Origin of the sequence: Dechloromonas denitrificans, from assembly GCF_020510685.1 — a bacterium.
Classification (GTDB): Bacteria; Pseudomonadota; Gammaproteobacteria; order Burkholderiales; family Rhodocyclaceae; genus Azonexus; species Azonexus denitrificans_A.
Map to the genome: position 1 here is coordinate 3,119,087 of NZ_CP075185.1, position 20,105 is coordinate 3,139,191.

At 52.3% G+C, this 20,105-nt stretch carries 22 protein-coding genes; all 22 read right to left on the reverse strand.

Going from position 1 to position 20,105, the window contains the following annotated elements; all coding sequences use genetic code 11:
• Positions 1–12 precede the first annotated feature (12 nt).
• The gene (locus tag KI611_RS15010; protein WP_226416458.1) at positions 13–708 is read right to left on the reverse strand and encodes a cytidylyltransferase domain-containing protein; all 696 of its coding nucleotides are present in this window, start codon (positions 706–708) and stop codon (positions 13–15) included.
• On the reverse strand, positions 705–1,412 hold the full coding sequence (locus KI611_RS15015) for a WbqC family protein (RefSeq protein WP_226416459.1): 708 nt from the start codon (positions 1,410–1,412) through the stop codon (positions 705–707). Before KI611_RS15015 ends, KI611_RS15010 begins: the two co-directional genes overlap by 4 nt.
• Positions 1,409–2,434 carry an N-acetylneuraminate synthase family protein gene (locus KI611_RS15020; protein WP_226416460.1) on the reverse strand — a complete coding sequence of 342 codons (1,026 nt, stop codon included), beginning with the start codon at positions 2,432–2,434 and terminating at the stop codon, positions 1,409–1,411. The genes KI611_RS15015 and KI611_RS15020 overlap by 4 nt, the downstream gene beginning before the upstream one ends.
• Positions 2,424–3,125: a GNAT family N-acetyltransferase gene (locus KI611_RS15025; RefSeq protein ID WP_226416461.1), complete on the reverse strand. Its 702-nt coding sequence runs from the start codon at positions 3,123–3,125 to the stop codon at positions 2,424–2,426. The genes KI611_RS15020 and KI611_RS15025 overlap by 11 nt, the downstream gene beginning before the upstream one ends.
• Positions 3,122–4,252, reverse strand: a complete 1,131-nt coding sequence (locus KI611_RS15030; RefSeq protein ID WP_226416462.1) for a DegT/DnrJ/EryC1/StrS family aminotransferase — start codon at positions 4,250–4,252, stop codon at positions 3,122–3,124. Before KI611_RS15030 ends, KI611_RS15025 begins: the two co-directional genes overlap by 4 nt.
• The gene (locus KI611_RS15035; RefSeq protein ID WP_226416463.1) at positions 4,249–5,373 is read right to left on the reverse strand and encodes a radical SAM/SPASM domain-containing protein; all 1,125 of its coding nucleotides are present in this window, start codon (positions 5,371–5,373) and stop codon (positions 4,249–4,251) included. The genes KI611_RS15030 and KI611_RS15035 overlap by 4 nt, the downstream gene beginning before the upstream one ends.
• Positions 5,374–5,380: 7 nt before the next feature.
• Positions 5,381–6,088 carry a sugar phosphate nucleotidyltransferase gene (locus KI611_RS15040; RefSeq protein ID WP_226416464.1) on the reverse strand — a complete coding sequence of 236 codons (708 nt, stop codon included), beginning with the start codon at positions 6,086–6,088 and terminating at the stop codon, positions 5,381–5,383.
• On the reverse strand, positions 6,081–7,070 hold the full coding sequence (locus KI611_RS15045) for an NAD-dependent 4,6-dehydratase LegB (protein ID WP_319002297.1): 990 nt from the start codon (positions 7,068–7,070) through the stop codon (positions 6,081–6,083). Before KI611_RS15045 ends, KI611_RS15040 begins: the two co-directional genes overlap by 8 nt.
• 30 nt (positions 7,071–7,100) lie before the next feature.
• On the reverse strand, positions 7,101–8,393 hold the full coding sequence (locus tag KI611_RS15050) for an ABC transporter ATP-binding protein (protein ID WP_226416465.1): 1,293 nt from the start codon (positions 8,391–8,393) through the stop codon (positions 7,101–7,103).
• Between the two features lie 10 nt (positions 8,394–8,403).
• On the reverse strand, positions 8,404–9,300 hold the full coding sequence (locus KI611_RS15055) for an ABC transporter permease (protein WP_226416466.1): 897 nt from the start codon (positions 9,298–9,300) through the stop codon (positions 8,404–8,406).
• A 3-nt stretch (positions 9,301–9,303) separates the two neighbouring features.
• Complete coding sequence (locus KI611_RS15060; protein ID WP_226416467.1) at positions 9,304–10,449, reverse strand: DegT/DnrJ/EryC1/StrS family aminotransferase; 1,146 nt, start codon at positions 10,447–10,449, stop codon at positions 9,304–9,306.
• On the reverse strand, positions 10,412–10,861 hold the full coding sequence (locus tag KI611_RS15065; RefSeq protein ID WP_226416468.1) for a sugar 3,4-ketoisomerase: 450 nt from the start codon (positions 10,859–10,861) through the stop codon (positions 10,412–10,414). Before KI611_RS15065 ends, KI611_RS15060 begins: the two co-directional genes overlap by 38 nt.
• Before the next feature lie 18 nt (positions 10,862–10,879).
• Positions 10,880–11,965: a GDP-mannose 4,6-dehydratase gene (gmd, locus tag KI611_RS15070; protein ID WP_226419924.1), complete on the reverse strand. Its 1,086-nt coding sequence runs from the start codon at positions 11,963–11,965 to the stop codon at positions 10,880–10,882.
• A gap of 40 nt (positions 11,966–12,005) precedes the next feature.
• Positions 12,006–13,085 (reverse strand): GDP-L-fucose synthase family protein, encoded by a 1,080-nt coding sequence (locus KI611_RS15075; RefSeq protein WP_226416469.1) that lies wholly within the window; start codon positions 13,083–13,085, stop codon positions 12,006–12,008.
• A gap of 82 nt (positions 13,086–13,167) precedes the next feature.
• The gene (locus tag KI611_RS15080) at positions 13,168–13,506 is read right to left on the reverse strand and encodes a MarR family EPS-associated transcriptional regulator (RefSeq protein WP_226416470.1); all 339 of its coding nucleotides are present in this window, start codon (positions 13,504–13,506) and stop codon (positions 13,168–13,170) included.
• Positions 13,507–13,672: 166 nt separating this feature from the next.
• Entirely contained in the window at positions 13,673–14,209 is a 537-nt protein-coding gene (rfbC, locus tag KI611_RS15085) for a dTDP-4-dehydrorhamnose 3,5-epimerase (RefSeq protein WP_226419925.1), read from the reverse strand.
• Complete coding sequence (gene rfbA, locus KI611_RS15090; RefSeq protein ID WP_226416471.1) at positions 14,209–15,093, reverse strand: glucose-1-phosphate thymidylyltransferase RfbA; 885 nt, start codon at positions 15,091–15,093, stop codon at positions 14,209–14,211. Before rfbA ends, rfbC begins: the two co-directional genes overlap by 1 nt.
• Positions 15,090–16,172 carry a dTDP-glucose 4,6-dehydratase gene (gene rfbB / locus KI611_RS15095; RefSeq protein WP_226416472.1) on the reverse strand — a complete coding sequence of 361 codons (1,083 nt, stop codon included), beginning with the start codon at positions 16,170–16,172 and terminating at the stop codon, positions 15,090–15,092. The genes rfbA and rfbB overlap by 4 nt, the downstream gene beginning before the upstream one ends.
• A 23-nt stretch (positions 16,173–16,195) precedes the next feature.
• A complete protein-coding gene (locus tag KI611_RS15100; RefSeq protein ID WP_226416473.1) occupies positions 16,196–17,032 on the reverse strand; it encodes a DNA ligase in 837 nt (278 codons plus the stop codon).
• On the reverse strand, positions 17,032–17,913 hold the full coding sequence (locus KI611_RS15105) for a prephenate dehydrogenase (protein WP_226416474.1): 882 nt from the start codon (positions 17,911–17,913) through the stop codon (positions 17,032–17,034). The genes KI611_RS15100 and KI611_RS15105 overlap by 1 nt, the downstream gene beginning before the upstream one ends.
• The gene (gene hisC / locus KI611_RS15110; protein ID WP_226416475.1) at positions 17,914–19,002 is read right to left on the reverse strand and encodes a histidinol-phosphate transaminase; all 1,089 of its coding nucleotides are present in this window, start codon (positions 19,000–19,002) and stop codon (positions 17,914–17,916) included.
• A 9-nt stretch (positions 19,003–19,011) separates the two neighbouring features.
• On the reverse strand, positions 19,012–20,103 hold the full coding sequence (gene pheA, locus KI611_RS15115; RefSeq protein ID WP_226416476.1) for a prephenate dehydratase: 1,092 nt from the start codon (positions 20,101–20,103) through the stop codon (positions 19,012–19,014).
• Positions 20,104–20,105 lie beyond the last annotated feature (2 nt).

The following is a 20,105-nucleotide window of genomic DNA, read 5'->3' on the forward strand; positions in this document are numbered from 1 at the left end:
GATGGGAGGACTTCAGACAGAGGATGAACATAACGCTATTAGTTGTTCTGTGCTGATGGCTGGTCCATCCAAGCACAGCAGATACCCACTAATACGCCGGAAGTCGGCTAGCGTATCAATAGTTAGTCTCAGTCCAGGGGCATGTTTCCTGGCCGCTATGCCCAGTTGATGAATGCGAAATAGCTCCGGATGTTCGAGGACATATTCATTGACGTGTTCGCGATGCGAGGAGGCTTTGCCCTCTTTCCAACTGGTCGTCAGGGCGTTAGCAGAAAAAATTTCGGCGCCAACACCAATTGGCAATTGGCCCAAACTATGGCTGTAGTCGAAACCTTGCTGACAATGCGAGATAACCAGTCGTTGCAACTCGTCCACATCGGGAAAAGGGTTATCTGCGGTCAACCGTATGACGTGTTGAAAACCGTAGGTATTCATACACTTCCAATAGCGGTCGAGTACGTCATTTTCGTCGCCACAAAAACACTCGGTTTGACAAGCTAGAGCATGCTCAATAATCGGCTGATCATGGGGATTAGTTGTGGTCGCAACAATCACCGGCCAAGGGAGCGGACCGAGACGGCGCAAGATCCAACCAAGCAGCGTCGTATCAGCAAATGGCATCAGGACTTTGCCGGGCAAACGGGTAGAACCCATCCGGGCTTGCAAGATAATGCCAACGTTATTTTTAGCGCGATCAACCATACTCATTTCAGCGTGCTACGAAGAACATCGGCCGAGGCCTTGCCGCAGTTGAACAACACGTCCAGGCAGGACAGCATGGGAGTAAATTCCTCGTGCAGTTGAGGATAAACTGGGTGGGAAAACTGCTGCCACTGGACGGCGATTCCAGCAGCCGAAAAAAGCTGTTCATCAAGATAATCGCGGGCTCCGGTTCCCGAGATGTACTGGGAAGCACTTATTTTCAGTACCAAGTCAACCAAACGAGCGCTACTGGCAGTGGTGATGGCATAATCCGACGCCAGAGTGACAGGCAACGAAATCTGGAAATAAGTAAAAGCCAAGTCCAATATTGCCCGATTAAAATCAATCAACCGCGAATACCCGGCGCGGTAAATTTCTTCAACCAAGGGGAATATTTCTTCGAAACAGGCAGAATGCCTATAGCACTCGCGCAATAAATTGAGATTATCGTCAATCCACTTGGGGTCGTCAGCAAGTCGGACTTCATTGATACGCTGCTCATACTCGCCCTTAGCCAGTGACAGGGTGAGCCAGACTGGGCCTTGCTTACTTTTGATCTGGTCTCGATGCTGCCAACCACGACGGATAAATTGTACGTCATCAAGCAGAATGAAGTGGTCAACCAGCAGTAGGCGCTGAAAAAAACCAAGATATGGCGCAAAATCCGGCTGATGAATGCAGACCCTAGTCAAGAGCGTATCTGGATTCAAAGCATATCCCATTGGATCAGGGTGTTGGCAGCGATAAAAGTCTTGGTTGGTCGGCCGAGTAGCAAGGGAAGATGTTGTGGATGAATGCCATCAGAAGGACGGCGGATGGCAATATGGCTTTCCTCGAGGATTGTACCGGCAGCAATATCGGTAGCGGAGAACAATGATTTCCGTGCTGCTTGTCGCCACTTTTGCTCAGTCGGCAGGATGCTTTTGATGCCATTCCCCAAGGCGCGGTTCACCAACCGAACGCGGTCGACCAACAATCTAAATTGAACCGGATCTAGTGAGGCTTCGTGATCCGGAAGTTTTAATGCATGATCCAAGGTCAAGTGCTTTTCGATAACCACCGCCCCCATCTGCGTCGCCAAGACACTGGTGAATTCGTCTTGAGTGTGATCAGAGAGGCCTACCGGGAGGCCGAAAGCCCGTTGCAGGGTTTCAATCACCCGCAGATTGGCATCCTCGACCTTGGACGGATAGGAAACGACACAGTGCAACAAAATGAGTTGCTGGTTGCCAGCAGCCTGAATGGCGTCAACTGCCATTTCAATTTCAGCAAGGGAACACATACCGGTCGATACCAGCATTGGCCGCCCCTTACTCGCAACGGCTTTGAGAAAAGGTAGGTTTGTGAGGTCGTCGGAACCTGTTTTATAAAAAGGCAACTCGTACTTCTCGAGCAATGCCAAATCCGTCACATGGCTCGGCGTCGATAGCCACTGGATGCCCAGTTGCCGACATAGTGCATCAAGCTCATCATGATCCTGCTCACTAAGTTCGTGCTTCTTGAAAAAATCGAACTGCGATACTTGGCTACCATCCTCAAAAGTGAAGAAACTGCCGGGAGTAGCGATGGTTTCGGCTCGATAGGTCTGAAACTTGACCAAGTCGACGCCGCAGGCGGCAGCCGCCCGAACCATCGCCTTGACAATTTCCATCCCTCCATAGTTTGCCCCTATTTCGGCAATGATCAGTGGCCAGCCGCGATTTTGGCACTGTTCCAGTAATTCATTGTTCATAGTTGGTTCCTGCGCACCAACGATGGAGGATAACCTCGGCGCTGGCAACGGTAAATTGATGTTGCAGATAGAAATTGAAAGCACGGACGTTACTGGCCATGACACTGGTTGTCACAGGCAACCGCAATTGCTCGGCTAAGCTAACAACCTCGTACACCAAACGTGTTCCCAAGCCGCGGTTTTGGCAATCCGGGTGGGTGGCGACAAGAAACATATCCAGAGACTGCTGCTTATGCAAGCAACTGATAAAAGCTCCCAGTCTTTGTCGCTCATCGGTAGCACAGACAACCACATCAGCAAATTCTTGACAATGATCGCTTATCACATGATCCCAGAAGTCAGCTGACAGGCGTTGCCGGCAACGTTCATCGAGCATGAAGCGGCTGTCGTCAATACGAAAGCCTGCTATGGAGAACTCCGGCAAACTCCGTCGGCACTGCTTGATCTGCAAGCCAGGTGCCGTTGGCACAAAAACCGGCGGCGGCACCAAACCAGAGCGGAGCAAGGCAACATCAAGGCCTACGTAGCGAAAACCTTGCTGTTCCAGTTTGACAATGCTTACGCGCTCTTGCTGGAGCTTGCGAGCAACAATCAAGTCGTAGTCATCGAAATCAGCGCCTTCCATTTCGCCGACAAGCTTGCCAACCTTGACACCAAGCATCTGGGAATCCCAGGCCAGCAATTCGATCATAGGCAACGGCCTAAGGTGTCGACCACCAAATCCATTTGTTCATCAGACAAACTGGGAAACAGCGGCAGGGTAAGAATGGAGCCAGCAATACGCTCACAAACAGGCACCTCGACAACAACATCCTGGTAGGCGGTAAAGGTATGGATGGGCCGATAGTGCATGCTGCACTGGATCCCTTGTTGGCCCATATTGCGTAGGACTTCGTTGCGGCGCTCGGCATCACAGGGAAGTAATACCGGGAAGATGTGGTAACTAGCTTCACCCTGGTAGTCGGCAAAAGGCACTCTGACTTCGGGCAGTCGTTCGGCAATCAGCTTGCGATAGCGTTCAACGAGCTCTTTTCGCTTGGCGTTAAAAGCCGGTAACTTTTGCATTTGCACTAAACCAATAGCTGCCCGTATCTCATCCATCCGATAGTTGAAGCCGGCTTCAGCGACATCATAGCCGTAAGCATGGCCCTTAAAGCGCTGATAAGTCGAGGCGGTAATGCCGTGCGAACGAAGGATACGTACTCTTTCAGCCAAGGCTGGCTGACGCGTGATGAGCATGCCCCCTTCGCCGGTGGTCATATTTTTATTGCTGAAGAAGCTAAAACAACCAGCGTCCCCAAAGGTGCCAAGAGCACGACCTTGCCAAGTACCGAGGACAGCATGCGAGCAATCTTCGATGAGAAGCAAGCGGTGTTGCTGGCAGAGATCGACAAAAGCATCCATGTCACAAGGGTAGCCAGCGTAGTGCACGATCATAACGGCACGGGTACGCGAAGTAATCTTGGCCGCCACATCGGCGACGGAAATATTCCAGTCGAGTTCACTGGTGACGTCGGCAAAAACAGGCGTGGCCCCGACGCTGCGAATAGTATTAGCACAAGCCACAAAGGTCAGAGACGGAAGAATCACCTCGTCTCCCGGACCAATATCCAAGCCGAGCAAAGCAAGGTGCAGAGCAGCGGTTGCACTGGACAAAGCAACGGCAGTTGCCCCCCCCCCCACGGATAGCGCAAAGGCAGCCTCAAACTCAGCGATTCGCGGACCAGCGGTCAGCCAATTCGATTCGATGACAGCAATAGCTGCCAATTTTTCCTCGTCACCCAGAACTAGGTCGAAAAAAGGGACTTGCCAGTTCATACCTTGATATCCGTACGTTTAAATTTTTCTGGGGTGTGCAGCTCAATGACCTTTTGCGTGCTGGCCACGTATTTTTCGGCAATGACACGTCGCTCGCCAACCTCTACTTCTTCCTCGTAGGTCTTAAGCGGCAAGTAGCATTCGGCGCATGCTGTCAGTTCCTTGGTACCGGCACAACGCTGGTGCGTTGCACGGATTTCTTCCATCTTGCTACCGTGCCAGATGTCGTGGAGAGTCTGTACGTTGGCATCACCAACGATGATTTTCCCTTCCTCGTCATTGGCGCACATCATGCACAAGCCATCGGCGCCAACAACCAGTCGTTGATAGATTTGCGGGCACACAAAATTATCTATCTTGGGCAGATCGCGCTTGCTTTGCATGAAGTCAATCAGCGGATTGGCACTGACCATATCGGTGATCGGTGCGAAAACATCGTAAAACGCTTGTGGATCAGATTCAATGGCAGGGAGAATGCTTTGAATCTTGATAACCGGTTTGATGCGACCAGCTTGCTGTTTGATAGCTGCGTAATTTGCCACTTTCTCGACAGCACGGGCATATTTTGCCGGTCGCCGGATCTGTTCGTAGGTCTCGCCCAAGCCGTCAAATGAAATGGTGATCCAATCAATGCCGGCCTCCATCATCTGGGTGAACATCTCTTCATCGAGACGCAAACCATTAGTCAACGTGGAAACTTCCTTTATGCCCTTTTCTTTAGCATAACGAACGCACTCAACAATCCGCTTGTGCAGAAAGGACTCACCGCGAAAACTGAGACGAATCGAATAGACTCCGCCGGCTGCACATTCGTCCACCACTTTTGTGAACAAATCGAAATCCATCAATTTGGCGTTGACCTTCTTCTTGAACTCCGACGAAATGGTGTAGCACATCGGACAGTGCAGATTGCACACCGAGGCTAGCTCAATATCGACATGCAAAGGATATTCGGAAACATATTGCTGCTGCGCATACTCGGTCCACAGCCGCCGGTTCTCCTGATAGGCATCGCTCACCCCAAAACCACGGTTACGCTCAAAGGCTGCGATTCTCTCGGGGGGTTCTAGGGAGAACTGGCCTTTGTTAATCGGTGTGAAGGTCGTTTTTTCGTTACTCATGGTGGGCTTATGTAAGGAAAACAGTGCTGTCTTTTTCGAAAATATCAATCGCCGTCATGTAGTCGTCGGGGCGTCCGATGTCCAACCAATAACCAGCGAATCTGCGTACTGCCACGCTCTCTTGAGCAGCAACCAAGTTAAGCATCAGTTGGTCGAAACCGTAGGCGGTATCAGCCGGAATAAAGTCCAGAGCAACTCTGGACATCATGTATACCCCCATACTGACTTCGTAGTTCATGCGCGGCTTTTCGCGCAACCCAAGCAGGTTGCCATTCTCAGTGTCAAGAACTCCATAGTCGACCAATTGTTCGCGGACATGTGATGAGATGGTGAATATTTTTCCGCTTTGGGTATGCTTTTCGTAAAAATCGGAGTAATCAAGATTAGTCAGAATATCGCCATTCATGACTAAAAACGTTTCGGGCAAATCAGAGATCTGTTTGAGTGGCCCCATCGTACCAAGCGGTTGATCCTCCAACGAATAGTCAATACGAATACCCCACTTCTGACCATCCATGAAGAAGGCCTTGATAATCTCTGCTTGGTGGTTAACCGCCAGTGTGATGTGGTCAAACCCGTTGGCAACCAGTTGCTTGACGATAACTTCGAGAATCGGAAACTCGCCAATGGGCATCAGCGGCTTGGGCAAGACGATAGTGTAAGGGCGCAAACGGGTCCCTTTACCACCGGCCAGGATGACCGCGCGTTTAGACATTGAATACATCCGCTTTATAACGTTTCAGATTTTCTGGCAACTGGAGCCACTCGATCGTTTTGCGCAATCCCTGCTCCAGGTCGTATGCAGGAAGAAATCCTGTCAATTCACGGATTAATTTGTTGTCACAACAAAGCCGCTCAACTTCGCTGGCGGCGGGGCGAAGTCGCTGATCGTCGCACTCGATATCTACATCCATACCGATCAGGCGTGCAATCAGGCGAACGGTATCACCCACGGATATCTCGCTACCGGAGCCAATATTTACAGTCTTCCCGACTGCTGCATCGCAACCTGCTAAAGCCAAAAATCCGGCGCAGGTATCCAGCACAAAGTTGAAATCGCGTGTAGGCGCCAAACTGCCAAGTTTTATTTTTTTCTTACCAGTCAGAATCTGGGTAATTACTGTGGGGATAACTGCTCTAGCCGACTGCCGTGGACCATAGGTATTGAATGGCCGTGCGATAGTTACCGGCAAACCAAAACTACTGAAGAAACTGAAAGCCAAAGCATCGGCTCCGATCTTGGTCGCCGAATAAGGCGACTGAGCTTGAAGTGGATGCTCTTCGTTAATCGGTACAAAACGCGCCGTCCCATACACTTCGCTGGTCGAGGTGTGAATAATCCTGCCAACCCCGGCATCAAGGGCAGCCTGCAGCACATTTAGCGTTCCTTGAATGTTGGTATCAACATAGCTGGATGGAGCTTGGTAGGAGTATGGAATGGCAATGAGGGCTGCAAGATGGAAAATGGTATCAATGCCTTTGGCAATCGAGTGCATTTGTGCAGGATCGCGGACATCGCCAAGTACAACTTCAACCTCGTTACGGCAAGGTGACTCATCGAGCCATCCCCAGCTGGAAAAGGAGTTGTACTGGCATAGCGCTCGGACTGAATACCCTGCCTTGACCAGTTCTTCCACTAAATGGGAGCCGATAAATCCATCTGCACCTGTCACCAGAACTTTATGTATTTTTGACATACGTACCCAAAGCCATTCACAAATTGAGAATCAAACCCGCTCTATTACCCAGGGTAACTGGAGAGCGGACAAAGAAGGTTTTCGGCTTTGACCGAGCATCTGAATAATTCCAACATTATCGAGAACCTCAAATCGAATTCCCTCGACTACTGAGTAGATTGAAAATCTAGAAGAAATTCCAACCCGCACAGAATATGTGCCTGTATTCAGCAAACTAGCGGGGAAGCGAATAGTAGAGCGATAATGTCCTGGCTCTCGCATGTCCAGTCGAGAAGGCTCCAACTCCGGGTCAGATAAGCTAAACAAGCAAGTAAACCCATCATCAGCCATAATTTGAAGGCCGACGCTAAGCCCACTTAGCGCCGTACGCAACTCGTATTGCACTTCGATAGTAAAAGGCTCTGTCAATTCCAGAGTCCCACCCTCGACTTCATCATTATTGCGAACCACAACACGAAAGATGACTGCTTTTCCTGCTAAGGAGTCAGGGGAGACAATATATGTACCGCCTAATCCTGTCTTTTCGTCAGAAAGATATTCTTGGAGAACACTCTGAGTTTCACCAACTGCCGTCACCCTCCCATCCGCTACCAACATCGCCTTTGGGCAGATACTGCTCACCGCTGTGAGGTTATGGCTGACAAAGAGAATCGTTCGTCCGTCTTTTCCAACTTCCTGCATCCTCCCTAAACACTTCTTCTGAAAATTGATATCACCAACAGCTAAAACCTCATCAACGAGTAAAATTTCAGGTTCAAGGTGTGCAGCCACCGAAAATGCAAGGCGTACGTACATCCCGGAAGAATAGCGTTTTACAGGTGTGTCGATAAATTCGCCAATTTCCGCAAATTCCACTATTTGCTCGAATTTACTGGAAACTTCACGGCGACTCATCCCAAGAATTGCACCATTAAGAAATACGTTCTCGCGGCCAGTCAACTCCGGGTGAAAACCAGTGCCAACCTCAAGCAGGCTTGCTACCCGCCCTTTCAATCCTATGTAACCGCTAGTGGGCGCTGTAATTCTTGAAATCACCTTGAGCAAGGTTGATTTTCCAGCCCCGTTACGCCCGACAACCCCAACAATATCGCCTTGATTGACCTCGAACGAAACGTCATCGAGAGCATGAAAGCGGTCACCTTCTATGCGAGCGTGGTCACGTCGGTGCCCAGAAAGATCGCTAATTTCAGCGTTTGGATCACCCCGGCCGCGAAACTTAGCCCACCAGCTCTGAAGATCCCGATATAACGTACCGTGATTAATAACCCCTAACCGGTATTCCTTACTAACGTGTTCGGCTCGAATCACTACATTATTGGCCATGCTCTTCTCCTCAAACCGTATCCATAGCGTTAGATTCCGCCCGGGAAAAAAGAACGAGACCAGCGAACAGCAGGCATACCGTAACAACCAAATTAGATATCCATACGGTACCTCCTACCCCCTCAACACCGAACATGATTGAGCGCAGCGTCTCAACAGGAGCAGTCATGGGATTGAGATTAAAGAACCATTGATACTTAACTGGAATCTGAGAGTATGGATAGACAACGGGTGTTGCATACATCCACAATTGGGTCACAAAGCCTGTTGCATAAGCAAGATCACGGAATCGAACAGTAAGAGCCGAAACGATCAACCCCACTCCCATCCCAAGTGCGGCGACATAACAAATCAACAGGGGCAATAGAGCGAATACCGGCAAATGAAGCGTCACTCCACTGCCGGCGAACGAAAATCCGAGAGTCGTAACAACCAAGAGGGCAAACTGTATGCCAAAAGTAACAAAACTGCTCATGGCAACGGAGATGGGCACCACCAAACGAGGAAAGTACACCTTGCCGAACAACGAAGCATTTTTTGAAAACACTTCTGAATTATTGGTCAGACAGGCAGAAAAGTATGTCCACATGACGATGCCCGACATGTAGAAAAGAAATGGTGGTAGGCCATTGGTCGAGATGTTTGCGATCTTGCCAAATACGACAAAATACGTCAGTGATGTCAGGGTCGGTTGGATGAGATACCAGAGAGGACCGAGAATAGTTTGTTTGTAGAAAGTGATGAAATCACGTTTGAAAAACATCCAGACCAAATCACGATAATTCCAGACACTACGCAGATCTATCGCGACAACTTTCCCCCGCGGACGAATGACGACATCCCATTCGCCATTCCCTCCGTTGAGAATAGATGGGCTGGTAGCTGCAGGTGAAGAGGTTAAAGGCATACTTTAGTGGTCCATTTCCCTAGCAGCCTGATTAATGCAGGCGCAGACTTGTTTTATTTCGGCAACTTGGTGCCCCACCGATATCGGCAAGCTAAGTTCAGTTGCGTGCACTTCGTCGGCAATTGGGTACTCGCCGGCCAAAATACCAATCATGGCTTGTTGGCGATGCGGGGCAATTGGATAGTGAATCTCTGTCTTGATTCCGTTTTCAAGCAGATATTGTTTCAACACGTCCCGACGCGGGTGCCGGACTGCAAATATATGAAAAACATCGAACTCGTCTGAAAATCGTACTGGCTGCACAAGCCAGTCTGGCAAACAGGCAAAATAGACCTCGGCCAACTGTCTCTTGTATCGGGTCATTTCGTCTAAACGACGTAACTTCACCCGCAACAGCGCTGCCTGAAGTTCATCTAAGCGAGAATTCACCCCCAAGTAGCGATTCATGTATTTCTGTTTCGAGCCGTAGTTCCGTGTGTAACGCAAACGATCCGCCAGTTCGTCGTCGTCAGTGACCACTGCACCTGCGTCACCAACTGCTCCAAGATTCTTGGTAGGATAAAAACTGAAGCACCCAGCATCACCGAAAGTACCGGTCACCTTCCCTTTGAGTTTTGCTCCATGTGACTGCGCGCAGTCCTCAATCAGCTTCAGTCCATGCTCTCGAGCAAAAGCACCTATAGCGTCCATTCGACATGGCTTACCAAACATGTGCGTTGCACAAATCGCGCGCGTACTTGAAGTCAGCGCACCTAAAAGTCGCGCGGGGTCCATGTTGAAGGTTGCCAACTCTGGTTCCACCAATACGGGACGATGCCCAGCCCTAATGATGGCCAGAATAGTCGCGATATAGGTATTGGAAGCAACCAGTATTTCGCTCTCCTTAGGTAAATCGAGAGCCTCAATCGAGAGAATCAGGGCATCAAGTCCGTTAGCCACACCAATACAATGTTTAGCACCAATATACTGGGCAAACTCTGTCTCAAAAGCAGCCACCTCACTCCCGAGAACATACCAACCTGAGCGAATCACTCTCGAAGCAGCCTGTTCCAACTCTGCCATATAGTCAGCGTTGGAACGTGCAAGGTTCTCATATTCGATAACAGATGAATCAGTCATATTTTGTATCAATATATTCGCTGCGATCATACGGATGTGATGACATGATCAAGAGAACAGAACCTGGGCCAAAAGTCATTGTGTGCCAGTCTTTAGGCTCAACCAAAAGACATCTGCTTGGCGAGTCCAAGACAATATTGTCGCTGATAACTCCATCGTTCATATAGATACTCACCGATCCGGTGATCGCAATTAGTGCCTGGCGGGTTCTCTGGTGGCGGTGGCCGCCACGAACCTGACCATCAGCACCATATATCCAGTATGTACGTTTGATCAGAAATGGCAATGCACCATCAAGCACCGTCAGCGCCCCACGAGGGTCGCTAAATGTTGGCAAATCAAGTATCGCGAAATGGGTCAATATTTCCTCATTTTCGAAATCAAAGGGTGCATCCGGTTGACAGGTAGCTACAAAAGCCTGCGAAGCGAATGACATCCACATAAAAGTTAACGAAAAAAATTATTCAAGACTAACCGCAACGCTATAGCCATGCTGATTAAGCAGTGCATGCCGTTTAGCCTGCTCAAGGTCATACTCTGCCATCTCTTTCACCATTTCATCGAGAGTTATTTCCGGCACCCAGCCAAGCTTATCTTTCGCTTTCGTCGGATCGCCAAGCAGTGTTTCCACCTCTGTGGGACGGAAGTAGCGTGGGTCAATACGAATTACAGGCTTGTCGTTCCAATACCCAACCTCGTTAACCCCCTGACCTTCCCAACGAAGTTCCATGCCAAGAGCTGCAGCAGCCTTTTCAATAAATTGGCGAACGCTGTATTGGATGCCCGTGGCGATGACAAAGTCATCAGGTTGTTCCTGTTGCAGCATTAGCCATTGCATACGTACGTAATCTTTGGCATGCCCCCAGTCACGAAGTGCATCCATATTGCCCATGTAAAGACACTCTTCGAGCCCTTGGCTAATATTGGCCAAGCCGCGAGTGATCTTGCGCGTAACGAATGTCTCCCCACGTCGCGGACTTTCATGGTTGAAAAGAATACCGTTGCAGGCATAGATACCATAGGCCTCACGGTAATTGACAGTAATCCAGTAGGCGTACATCTTAGCCACCGCGTATGGACTGCGCGGATAGAAGGGAGTGGTTTCCTTTTGCGGCGTTTCTTGTACCAGACCGTAGAGTTCCGAGGTAGACGCTTGATAGAAACGGGTTTTCTTTTCCAAACCAAGAATACGAATGGCTTCAAGAATGCGTAGCGTGCCCATGGCATCTACGTCAGCGGTATATTCGGGGCTTTCAAAGCTCACAGCCACATGGCTTTGCGCCCCGAGATTATAGATTTCGTCAGGCTGAGTTTCTTGAATAATACGAATCAGATTGCTGGAGTCGGTGAGGTCGCCATAATGCAATTTGAAGTTGGCGTTTTCAATGTGAGGGTCTTGGTAAATATGGTCTACACGCTGCGTATTGAACAAACTCGCACGACGTTTTATGCCGTGAACGATATAACCTTTTCCGAGCAAGAATTCGGCAAGATATGATCCATCCTGACCGGTAACACCGGTGATGAGGGCAGTCTTTTGGGCTATGGTCACTATCGATTCCTAGATCAAACTGTTTTTTGGGAGCTTATTTGCCACAATTCAGGTAATCGGCATAGGCTTGCCGCAAGCCATCAACGAGTGTGGTACGTGCTTTCCAGCCGAGCATTTCCAGACGTTGGCTATCCATCAATTTTTTAGGCGTACCATCAGGTTTACTGATATCAAATTCAATATTGCCGCGATAACCAACGACTTCAGCTACTGTTTTTGCGGCTTCGTGGATGGTGAGATCGCTGCCGAATCCAACATTAATGTGGCTCAGCATGGGTTGCGTATTAGCAGCGAAGGTGGTTTTGTCCAACTCCATGACGAAGACGCTGGCGGCGGCCATATCATCAACGTAAAGAAACTCACGATATGGGGTACCAGTACCCCACAGCATAACGCTACTTTTCGGAGTGATTTTGCTACCAACCGTAACTGGCTTATCAGACTCGAGACCGATCATGGCCTTTATATCGGCGGGGATATTACCGTAGCGTTGCTGATCTTCGATGATGCCTTTGATTTCACCCAACCCTGCCAATTTCGCTAGGTGAAATTTGCGGATCATGGCTGGCAGGACATGGCTATTGACGAGATCGTAGCCATCACCAGGACCATAGAGGTTGGTAGGCATGACGCTGCGGTAGTCACGACCATATTGGCGGTTGTAGCTTTCGCAGAGCTTGATGCCGGAGATCTTGGCAATGGCGTATGGCTCATTAGTGGGCTCCAGCGTACCAGTAAGTAGTGCTTCTTCGCGCATGGGTTGCGGCGCTTGTTTCGGGTAGATACAACTGGAACCAAGAAACAACAGTTTTTGTACCCCGTGCGTATGTGCGGCGTGGACGATGTTGGCTTGAATCATCAGATTTTCGTAGATGAACTGGGCCGGGTAGGTGTTATTGGCTAATATTCCACCGACTTTTGCGGCGGCAAGGTAAACCTGATCTGGCGCTTCTTGCTCAAAAAACGATCTGACTGCTGATTGATCAGTCAGATCAAGTTCAGCACGGGTTCGGGTAATGATATTTGTGTAGCCACGCTGCTGCAGTTGCCTAACGATGGCCGAACCAACCATGCCTCGATGGCCAGCAATGTAAACTTTGGGTTGTTGATGCATAGATGACATAGCGACTAGAGAAAGAAGGCACCAATTTGAATGATGCTACGTTTCTTACGGAGATAATCGGTTTGACTGAGGCTCACGAAATACCTAACGTTGAGTCGAGCAGGTCACCGCGGAGAGTTTCTATTTCATTCTGAATTGCTTCATATTCCGCTTCCTTACGTTGAAGAAAACCACGAACAATGCGGGCTTTTTCTTCAACGCCACTGGGAGTTAGCAGATAAGCGTATGCCTGCTTATTTTTGTTTTGGCAGAATTTGCTAAGCTTAACGAAGCCTTTTTCCACCATAGCTTTGAGGCAGTAATTGGTTTTACCCAGACTCACGCCCATGGCTTGGGCAAGCTCCCGCTGACTGAAATTTGGATTTTGTTCGAGAAGCTTGAGCAGCGCGAGGCGCTGGGTTTCTTGAGGCATGAAAAGGCTGAAGGCCACCGTTCAAGTTAGGGGGGCGAATTGTACTTTGTCCCGACCTGACTTTCAATTTTGCTTAGAGAAAGGACGTGCCCCCCCTCCTCATAGCTTTGTCGAGAGGCTACTATCGAGCCAAGAAAATCGAAATACCCAGTGCGTCTCCGAGCATCTATATTGAAGCTAATCTGCCTCCTTGGCGATCCTTTAAAGAGAGCAGAGGCTCTGTGGCCAATGGCCATTTGATGCCGATTTCCGGATCGTTCCAGGCGATACATCGCTCGTATTCTGGCGCGTAGTAATTGGTAGTTTTATACAGGGATTCAGCGCAGCCACTCAAAGTCAGGAAACCGTGTGCGAAGCCTGGAGGTATCCATAGCTGCCTTTTGTTCTCAGCACTAAGTATGAGGCCAACCCATTGACCGAAAGTACTAGAGCCTCTCCGGATATCTACCGCGACATCAAAAACCTCGCCCAAGACAACGCGAACGAGTTTTCCTTGCTCTTTCGGTGCTATTTGGTAATGCAAGCCACGGAGGACATCTTTGGCACTTCTTGAATGGTTATCCTGAACGAATTCGATCTTCTGTCCAATTGCTTCGCTAAAAGCTTTCTGGTTGAAGCTCTCATAAAAAAAACCTCGCTCATCACCAAATATTTTTGGTTCAACAATGAGAAGGTCGGAAATTTTTGTTGGGATGATATTGATCAAAATACCCGCTCTTTCAAAATCCCCATCAGGTATTGTCCATAAGGATTTTTGAGCATAGGTCGAGCAAGTTGCTCAAGTTTTTCCGCATCAATGTAGCCCTGACGATAGGCGATTTCTTCTGGGCAGGCAATTTTCAGCCCCTGCCGTTTTTCGATAGTAGCGATGAACTGGCTGGCGTCGAGCAGGCTTTCGTGAGTACCGGTATCGAGCCAGGCATGACCTCGGCCCATGACCTTTACGTTAAGTTGGTTCTTTTCCAGATAGATACGATTGACGTCGGTGATTTCCAACTCGCCACGAGCAGAAGGCTTAAGGTCGCGGGCGATGTCGATCACTTGATTATCGTAAAAGTAAAGCCCAGTGACAGCATAGCTGGATCTCGGCTGAACTGGCTTTTCTTCGAGACTGATCGCCTTGCCGATCGGATCGAATTCTATGACGCCGTAACGTTCAGGGTCGTGCACATGATAGGCAAAAACTGTGGCGCCAATACTTTGCGAACCGGCTGCTTTAAGGTCATCAGCAAACTCGTTACCATAAAATATATTGTCGCCGAGAACCAAGGCACTGTTGCTATTTCCAAGAAACTCTCGGCCAATGATAAATGCCTGAGCCAAGCCATCCGGACTGGGCTGTACAGCATATTGGAGGGCAAGCCCCCACTGACTACCATCGCCCAGCAATTGTTGGAACCGCGGGGTGTCCTGCGGGGTGGAGATGATCAGGATGTCCCTTATACCGGCCAGCATCAGCGTGCTGAGCGGGTAGTAGATCATGGGCTTGTCGTGAATGGGGAGCAGTTGCTTCGAGACTGCCAGGGTGACCGGGTAGAGCCGCGTGCCGGAACCACCGGCGAGGATAATGCCTTTGCGGGTACTCATGCGTTTGCTCCGTAGTTTTTGTCCATCCATTGCCGATAGGCGCCGCTGGTGACGTTTTGGACCCAAGCTCGATGCTCAAGGTACCATTGGATGGTCTTGCGAATTCCTGTTTCGAAGGTTTCGGCTGGTTTCCAGCCGAGTTCGCGTTCGATCTTGCTGGCGTCGATCGCGTAACGGCGGTCATGGCCGAGACGGTCGGTAACGTACGTAATCTGATCCTTGTAGGAACGTCCATCGGCACGTGGCAGAAGCTCGTCGAGAATGGCACAGAGAGTATGGACAACATCGAGATTGGGCTTTTCATTCCAGCCCCCGACGTTGTAGGTTTCCCCGACTCGCCCTGCTTCGAGAACGCGGCGAATTGCCGAGCAGTGATCTTTAACATAGAGCCAGTCGCGAATTTGCTGACCATCGCCATAAATTGGCAGCGGCTTACCGGCCAGCGCATTGTGGATGACCAGCGGAATCAGTTTTTCCGGGAAATGGTAAGGACCGTAATTGTTGGAACAGTTGGTGGTCAGCACCGGAAGACCGTAGGTGTGGTGGTAGGCGCGCACCAGATGATCGCTGGCCGCCTTGCTCGCTGAATACGGACTGTTCGGCTCGTAGCGATTGGTCTCGGCGAAGGCTGGATCATCCTTTGCCAGGGAGCCGTAGACTTCGTCGGTTGAGACGTGAAGAAACCGGAAGCGGTCCTTTCTCTCCGGATCAAGAGCCTGCCAATAAACGCGAACCGCTTCGAGCAGATGAAAAGTCCCGACGATATTGGTCTGGATAAAATCTTCCGGGCCGTGAATGCTGCGGTCCACGTGGGATTCGGCGGCGAAATTGATCACCGCCCGTGGCTGGTGCTCGGCCAGCAGTCTGCTTACCAACTCAACATCGCCGATATTGCCATGAACAAAAATGTGGCGTGAGTCACCCTTCAGGCCGGCAAGATTCTCGAGATTGCCGGCATAGGTCAGCGCATCGAGGTTAATCAGCGGCTCAGGGTTAGGAGGCAGGTCATCGCGTTGCTCCAGCCAGTCGAGAACAAAGTTGCTACCGATGAAACCGGCGCCACCAGTAACGAGGATCATGAATTCTCTCTTTCATACATAGGTTATTCTCCCCGTAACCGCATGAAGCTGGCAAACCGAGGCAGACCACGGATGGTCAGATTGCGATAGCGGTAGGTCACTTCGCTACCAATGGCCGGCGGATTACGGCGTTGTTCGTCAGAGAACCCGGTGCCAAGCGAAAACTCACGGCCATCAGCGCTACGCACGCGCAAGGCACCGAGCATTCCAGCGTACTTGCCCTTGCCAGGCAAATGCCCGATGACCACAGCCTCGGTATCGTTCCACGGCTTGAGTTTAAGCAAGGTATCGCTGCGCCCGGTTTCATAGGCGGCGTCGGCGCGATGCAGCATCAAGCCCTCACCACCGCCCTGAACGACGCTCTTCAGGCGCTTTTGCAGACTGGCGCGGTCGACCACGTCGAATTGCTCAATTTCCTGCAGCCACGGCACGTTAGCCTGGCGGACTAGTTGCGAAATGGCTGCGGCACGCTCGCGAAACGAACCTTGCGCTCCCGGCAACTCGAAAATCATATAACGCACAGAGCGCCATTCCGCATCGTCTGGCTGCTCGCGACGAACAATGCCGGACAGCGCCTCGAAGCGGCCCCGCCCGAGCCACAGTTCACCATCGAGCGGCGTTTTCGGCAGGCCGGCGATAAACCAGACTGGCGCCTTGATATCCCGGCCGCTGCGAAAACGCAACCGCTCACCATCCCAGACCGCCCGAACACCATCAAGCTTTTCGCTGACCAGATAGCGGGTTACGTCAATCTGGTCGCGATAGACCTCGGCCAGCAGGATAGCCGGTGCTTCTGCTACGGCCATCACCGGCATCGCCAACACAACACCGAGCAGCAAGGCGCGTAGCAGGCCTGACATCAGCTCTCACCGGCCCAGTTACGCCGCGCCTGCCGGGCGATGCCGAAGACTTCCTCCAAACGTTCGCCGTCGTTCTGGGCCAACGCCAGCCGGAGTTCGTCGAGTTGCGCCCGGTAGCTATCCAGTTCGCCGAGCAGCGCCTCGCGGTTGGCGAGACAAATGTCCCGCCACATCTCCGGATGACTGGCGGCGATCCGGGTGAAATCACGGAATCCCGAGGCGGCAAAAGTGAAGAACAGATCGGCATCCGCCCGCACGGCCAGATCGTGCACCAGCGCATAGGACAGCAGATGCGGCAGATGGCTGACCGCGGCAAACACCCGATCATGGGCCTCCGGCGTCAGCTCGTAGATATCGGCGCCGCACAAGGACCAGGCGCGCTTGATGCGGTCGAGCGAGTCGTCACTGTTTTCCGGCAAAGGGGTGACGACCACCTTCTTACCCTGATACAGATCCCAGCGCGCCGCCGCTGGGCCGCTGTTTTCTGCGCCGGCGATCGGGTGGGCCGGGACAAACTGATTGATCCGGTTGCCGAAAGCGGCACGGGCGGCAGCAACGACATCGCCCTTGGTCGATCCGCCATCGGTGACGATGGTGTGCGGACCGAGATAGGGTTCGATGCGGGAAAATATCTCCGGCATCTGCGCAACCGGCGTCGCGACCAGCACGATGTCGGCCTCTTCGATTTCATGCGTCGGGTTGATCCCGGCCCGGTCGATCACCCCAAGTTGCTGGGCGGCCCGAAGCGTCGCCGGGGTTCGCCCGAAACCGACAACCTCTTCCACTGCGCCAGCTTCCTTGAGGGCCAGCGCGAAGGAGCCGCCAATCAGGCCGGTGCCGAAAACGACGACCTTGCCGAACTCGGGCGAACGGGCTGTCATTTAAAGCGCCTTCTCCAGCGCCTCCAGGAAGCGGGCGTTCTCCGGCTCCGAACCAATCGTCACGCGCAGCCAGTCAGGCAGGCCATAGCCGCCAATCGGGCGGACGATGACGCCCTGCTTGAGCAGCTTCTGGTTGATCGCCGCCGCATCCGCAATCTTGAAGGTAACGAAGTTGCCATGTGACGGGATATGTTCGAGCCCGAGACGCTTCAAGCCGGCCACCAGTTGCTCCATGCCGCGCCGGTTGAGTTCGTAGCTTTCGGCAACGAACAGGTGGTCATCGAGGGCTGCAACAGCCGCTGCGAGAGCCAGGTTGTTGACGTTGAACGGCTGGCGTATACGGTTCATCAGATCGGCAACCGCGACGGAAGCCAGCGCATAACCAACGCGCAAGCCGGCCAAACCGAAAATCTTCGAGAAGGTCCGGAGCACCACCAGATTCGGAAAATCATCGATCCAGCCCGCGGTATCGACGCGCTCGGCAGGCGGCAGATATTCGTTGTAGGCCTCGTCCAGGACAACTACTACGTCCGGCGGCACAGCTTCGAGGAAAGCGCGCAGTTCGGGATAAGGCAGAAAAGTGCCGGTTGGATTGTTCGGGTTGGCAATCCAGATGATGCGTGTATCCGGCCGGATGGCGGCACGCATTGCGTCCAGATCATGGCCGTAATTCTTGGCGGGCGTCGAAATCAACTCGGCGCCGGTCGACAGCGTGGCCAGCGGGTACACCGCGAAGGCATACTGGGCGAAAACAGCCGAGCGACCGGGTGCCAAAAAGACGCGGGCAATCAGATCGAGCACGTCGTTCGAACCGTTGCCGAGGACCACTTGATTCTGGGCCACGCCAGTCCGCTCGGCGACGGCGCGAATCAAGTCGAACTGGTCCGGATAGCGCTCGATACCGCCGATCGCCGCCTCGACGGCCCTCTTCGCCTTCGGGCTCATGCCCAGCGGATTCTCATTGGAGGCCAGCTTAACGATCCTCTCGACCGGAATGCCCATTTCGCGGGCCAGTTCGGTGATCGGCTTGCCCGGTTGATAGGGCGAAATGGCGCGCACGTAGGACAGTGCTTGCTCGACAGGGCTCATCGCAATTCCTTAGTAAACAGCAGCCGGGTAGGACCCGAGAATTTTCAGATAGGCGGCATGGCCGGCCAATTCGTCGAGGGCCGCCTTGATCGCCGGCTCGTCGCGGTGACCTTCGATATCGACGTAGAAGACGTATTGCCACAGGGCGTTGCGCGCCGGCCGGGATTCCAGCCGGGACATCGAGACGCCGGCATGCGACAGGGGCAGCAACAACTCGTGCAGGGCGCCGGTACGATTCGGCGCCGACATGACCAGCGAGGTTTTGTCGCGGCCGGACGGGCCGGCATCGTGCTTGCCGAGAACCAGAAAACGCGTCGTGTTGTTCGGCTCGTCCTCGATATTCTCGACCAGCTTGGGCAGCTTGAAGCGCTCGGCTGCCGCTACGCCGGCGATCGCCGCAACGCCCGGCTCGTCTGCCGCCATCTGCGCGGCCAGCGAGTTGCTGGCCACCGAAATACGCGGGATGCCGGGCAGGTTGTGATTCAGCCATTCGTGGCACTGGGCCAGGGACTGGGCATGCGAATAAACCTTGCTGATCTTGCCCAGATCGCTTTCGTTGGACAGCAGGTTCTGGTGGATGCGCAGCACCACTTCGCCGCATATTTTCAGTTGGGTGCCGAGCAGCAGGTCCATGGTCCGACCGACTGCGCCTTCGGTCGAGTTCTCCACCGGTACCACGGCATAGTGGGCGTGACCCGATTCGACTTCGCGGAAGACATCGTCAATCGACGATTGCGGCAACAGGCGCGCGGCATGCCCGAAATGCTTGGTCGCCGCACTGCCGGTAAAGGAGCCGAGCGGGCCGAGAAAAGAGATGCCGAGCGGCTCTTCCAGCGACAGGCAGGCCGACATCACCTCGCGGAAGAAGAAAGTGATGTTTTCCCCGGGCAACGGGCCGGGATTGCTCTCCTGCAAGCGGCGCAGCACCTGCGCCTCACGCTCCGGACGGTAGATATGGCCGGCTTCGCCGTGTTCCGCCTTGATCTCGCCGACCTTCTGGGCGCAGCGCGCCCGGGCATTCAACAGGCGGAGCAGTTCGGCATCGATGCCGTCGATTTCGGCACGGACGCCGGCCAGGGCCTTTTGCAGATCGTCGCTCATCG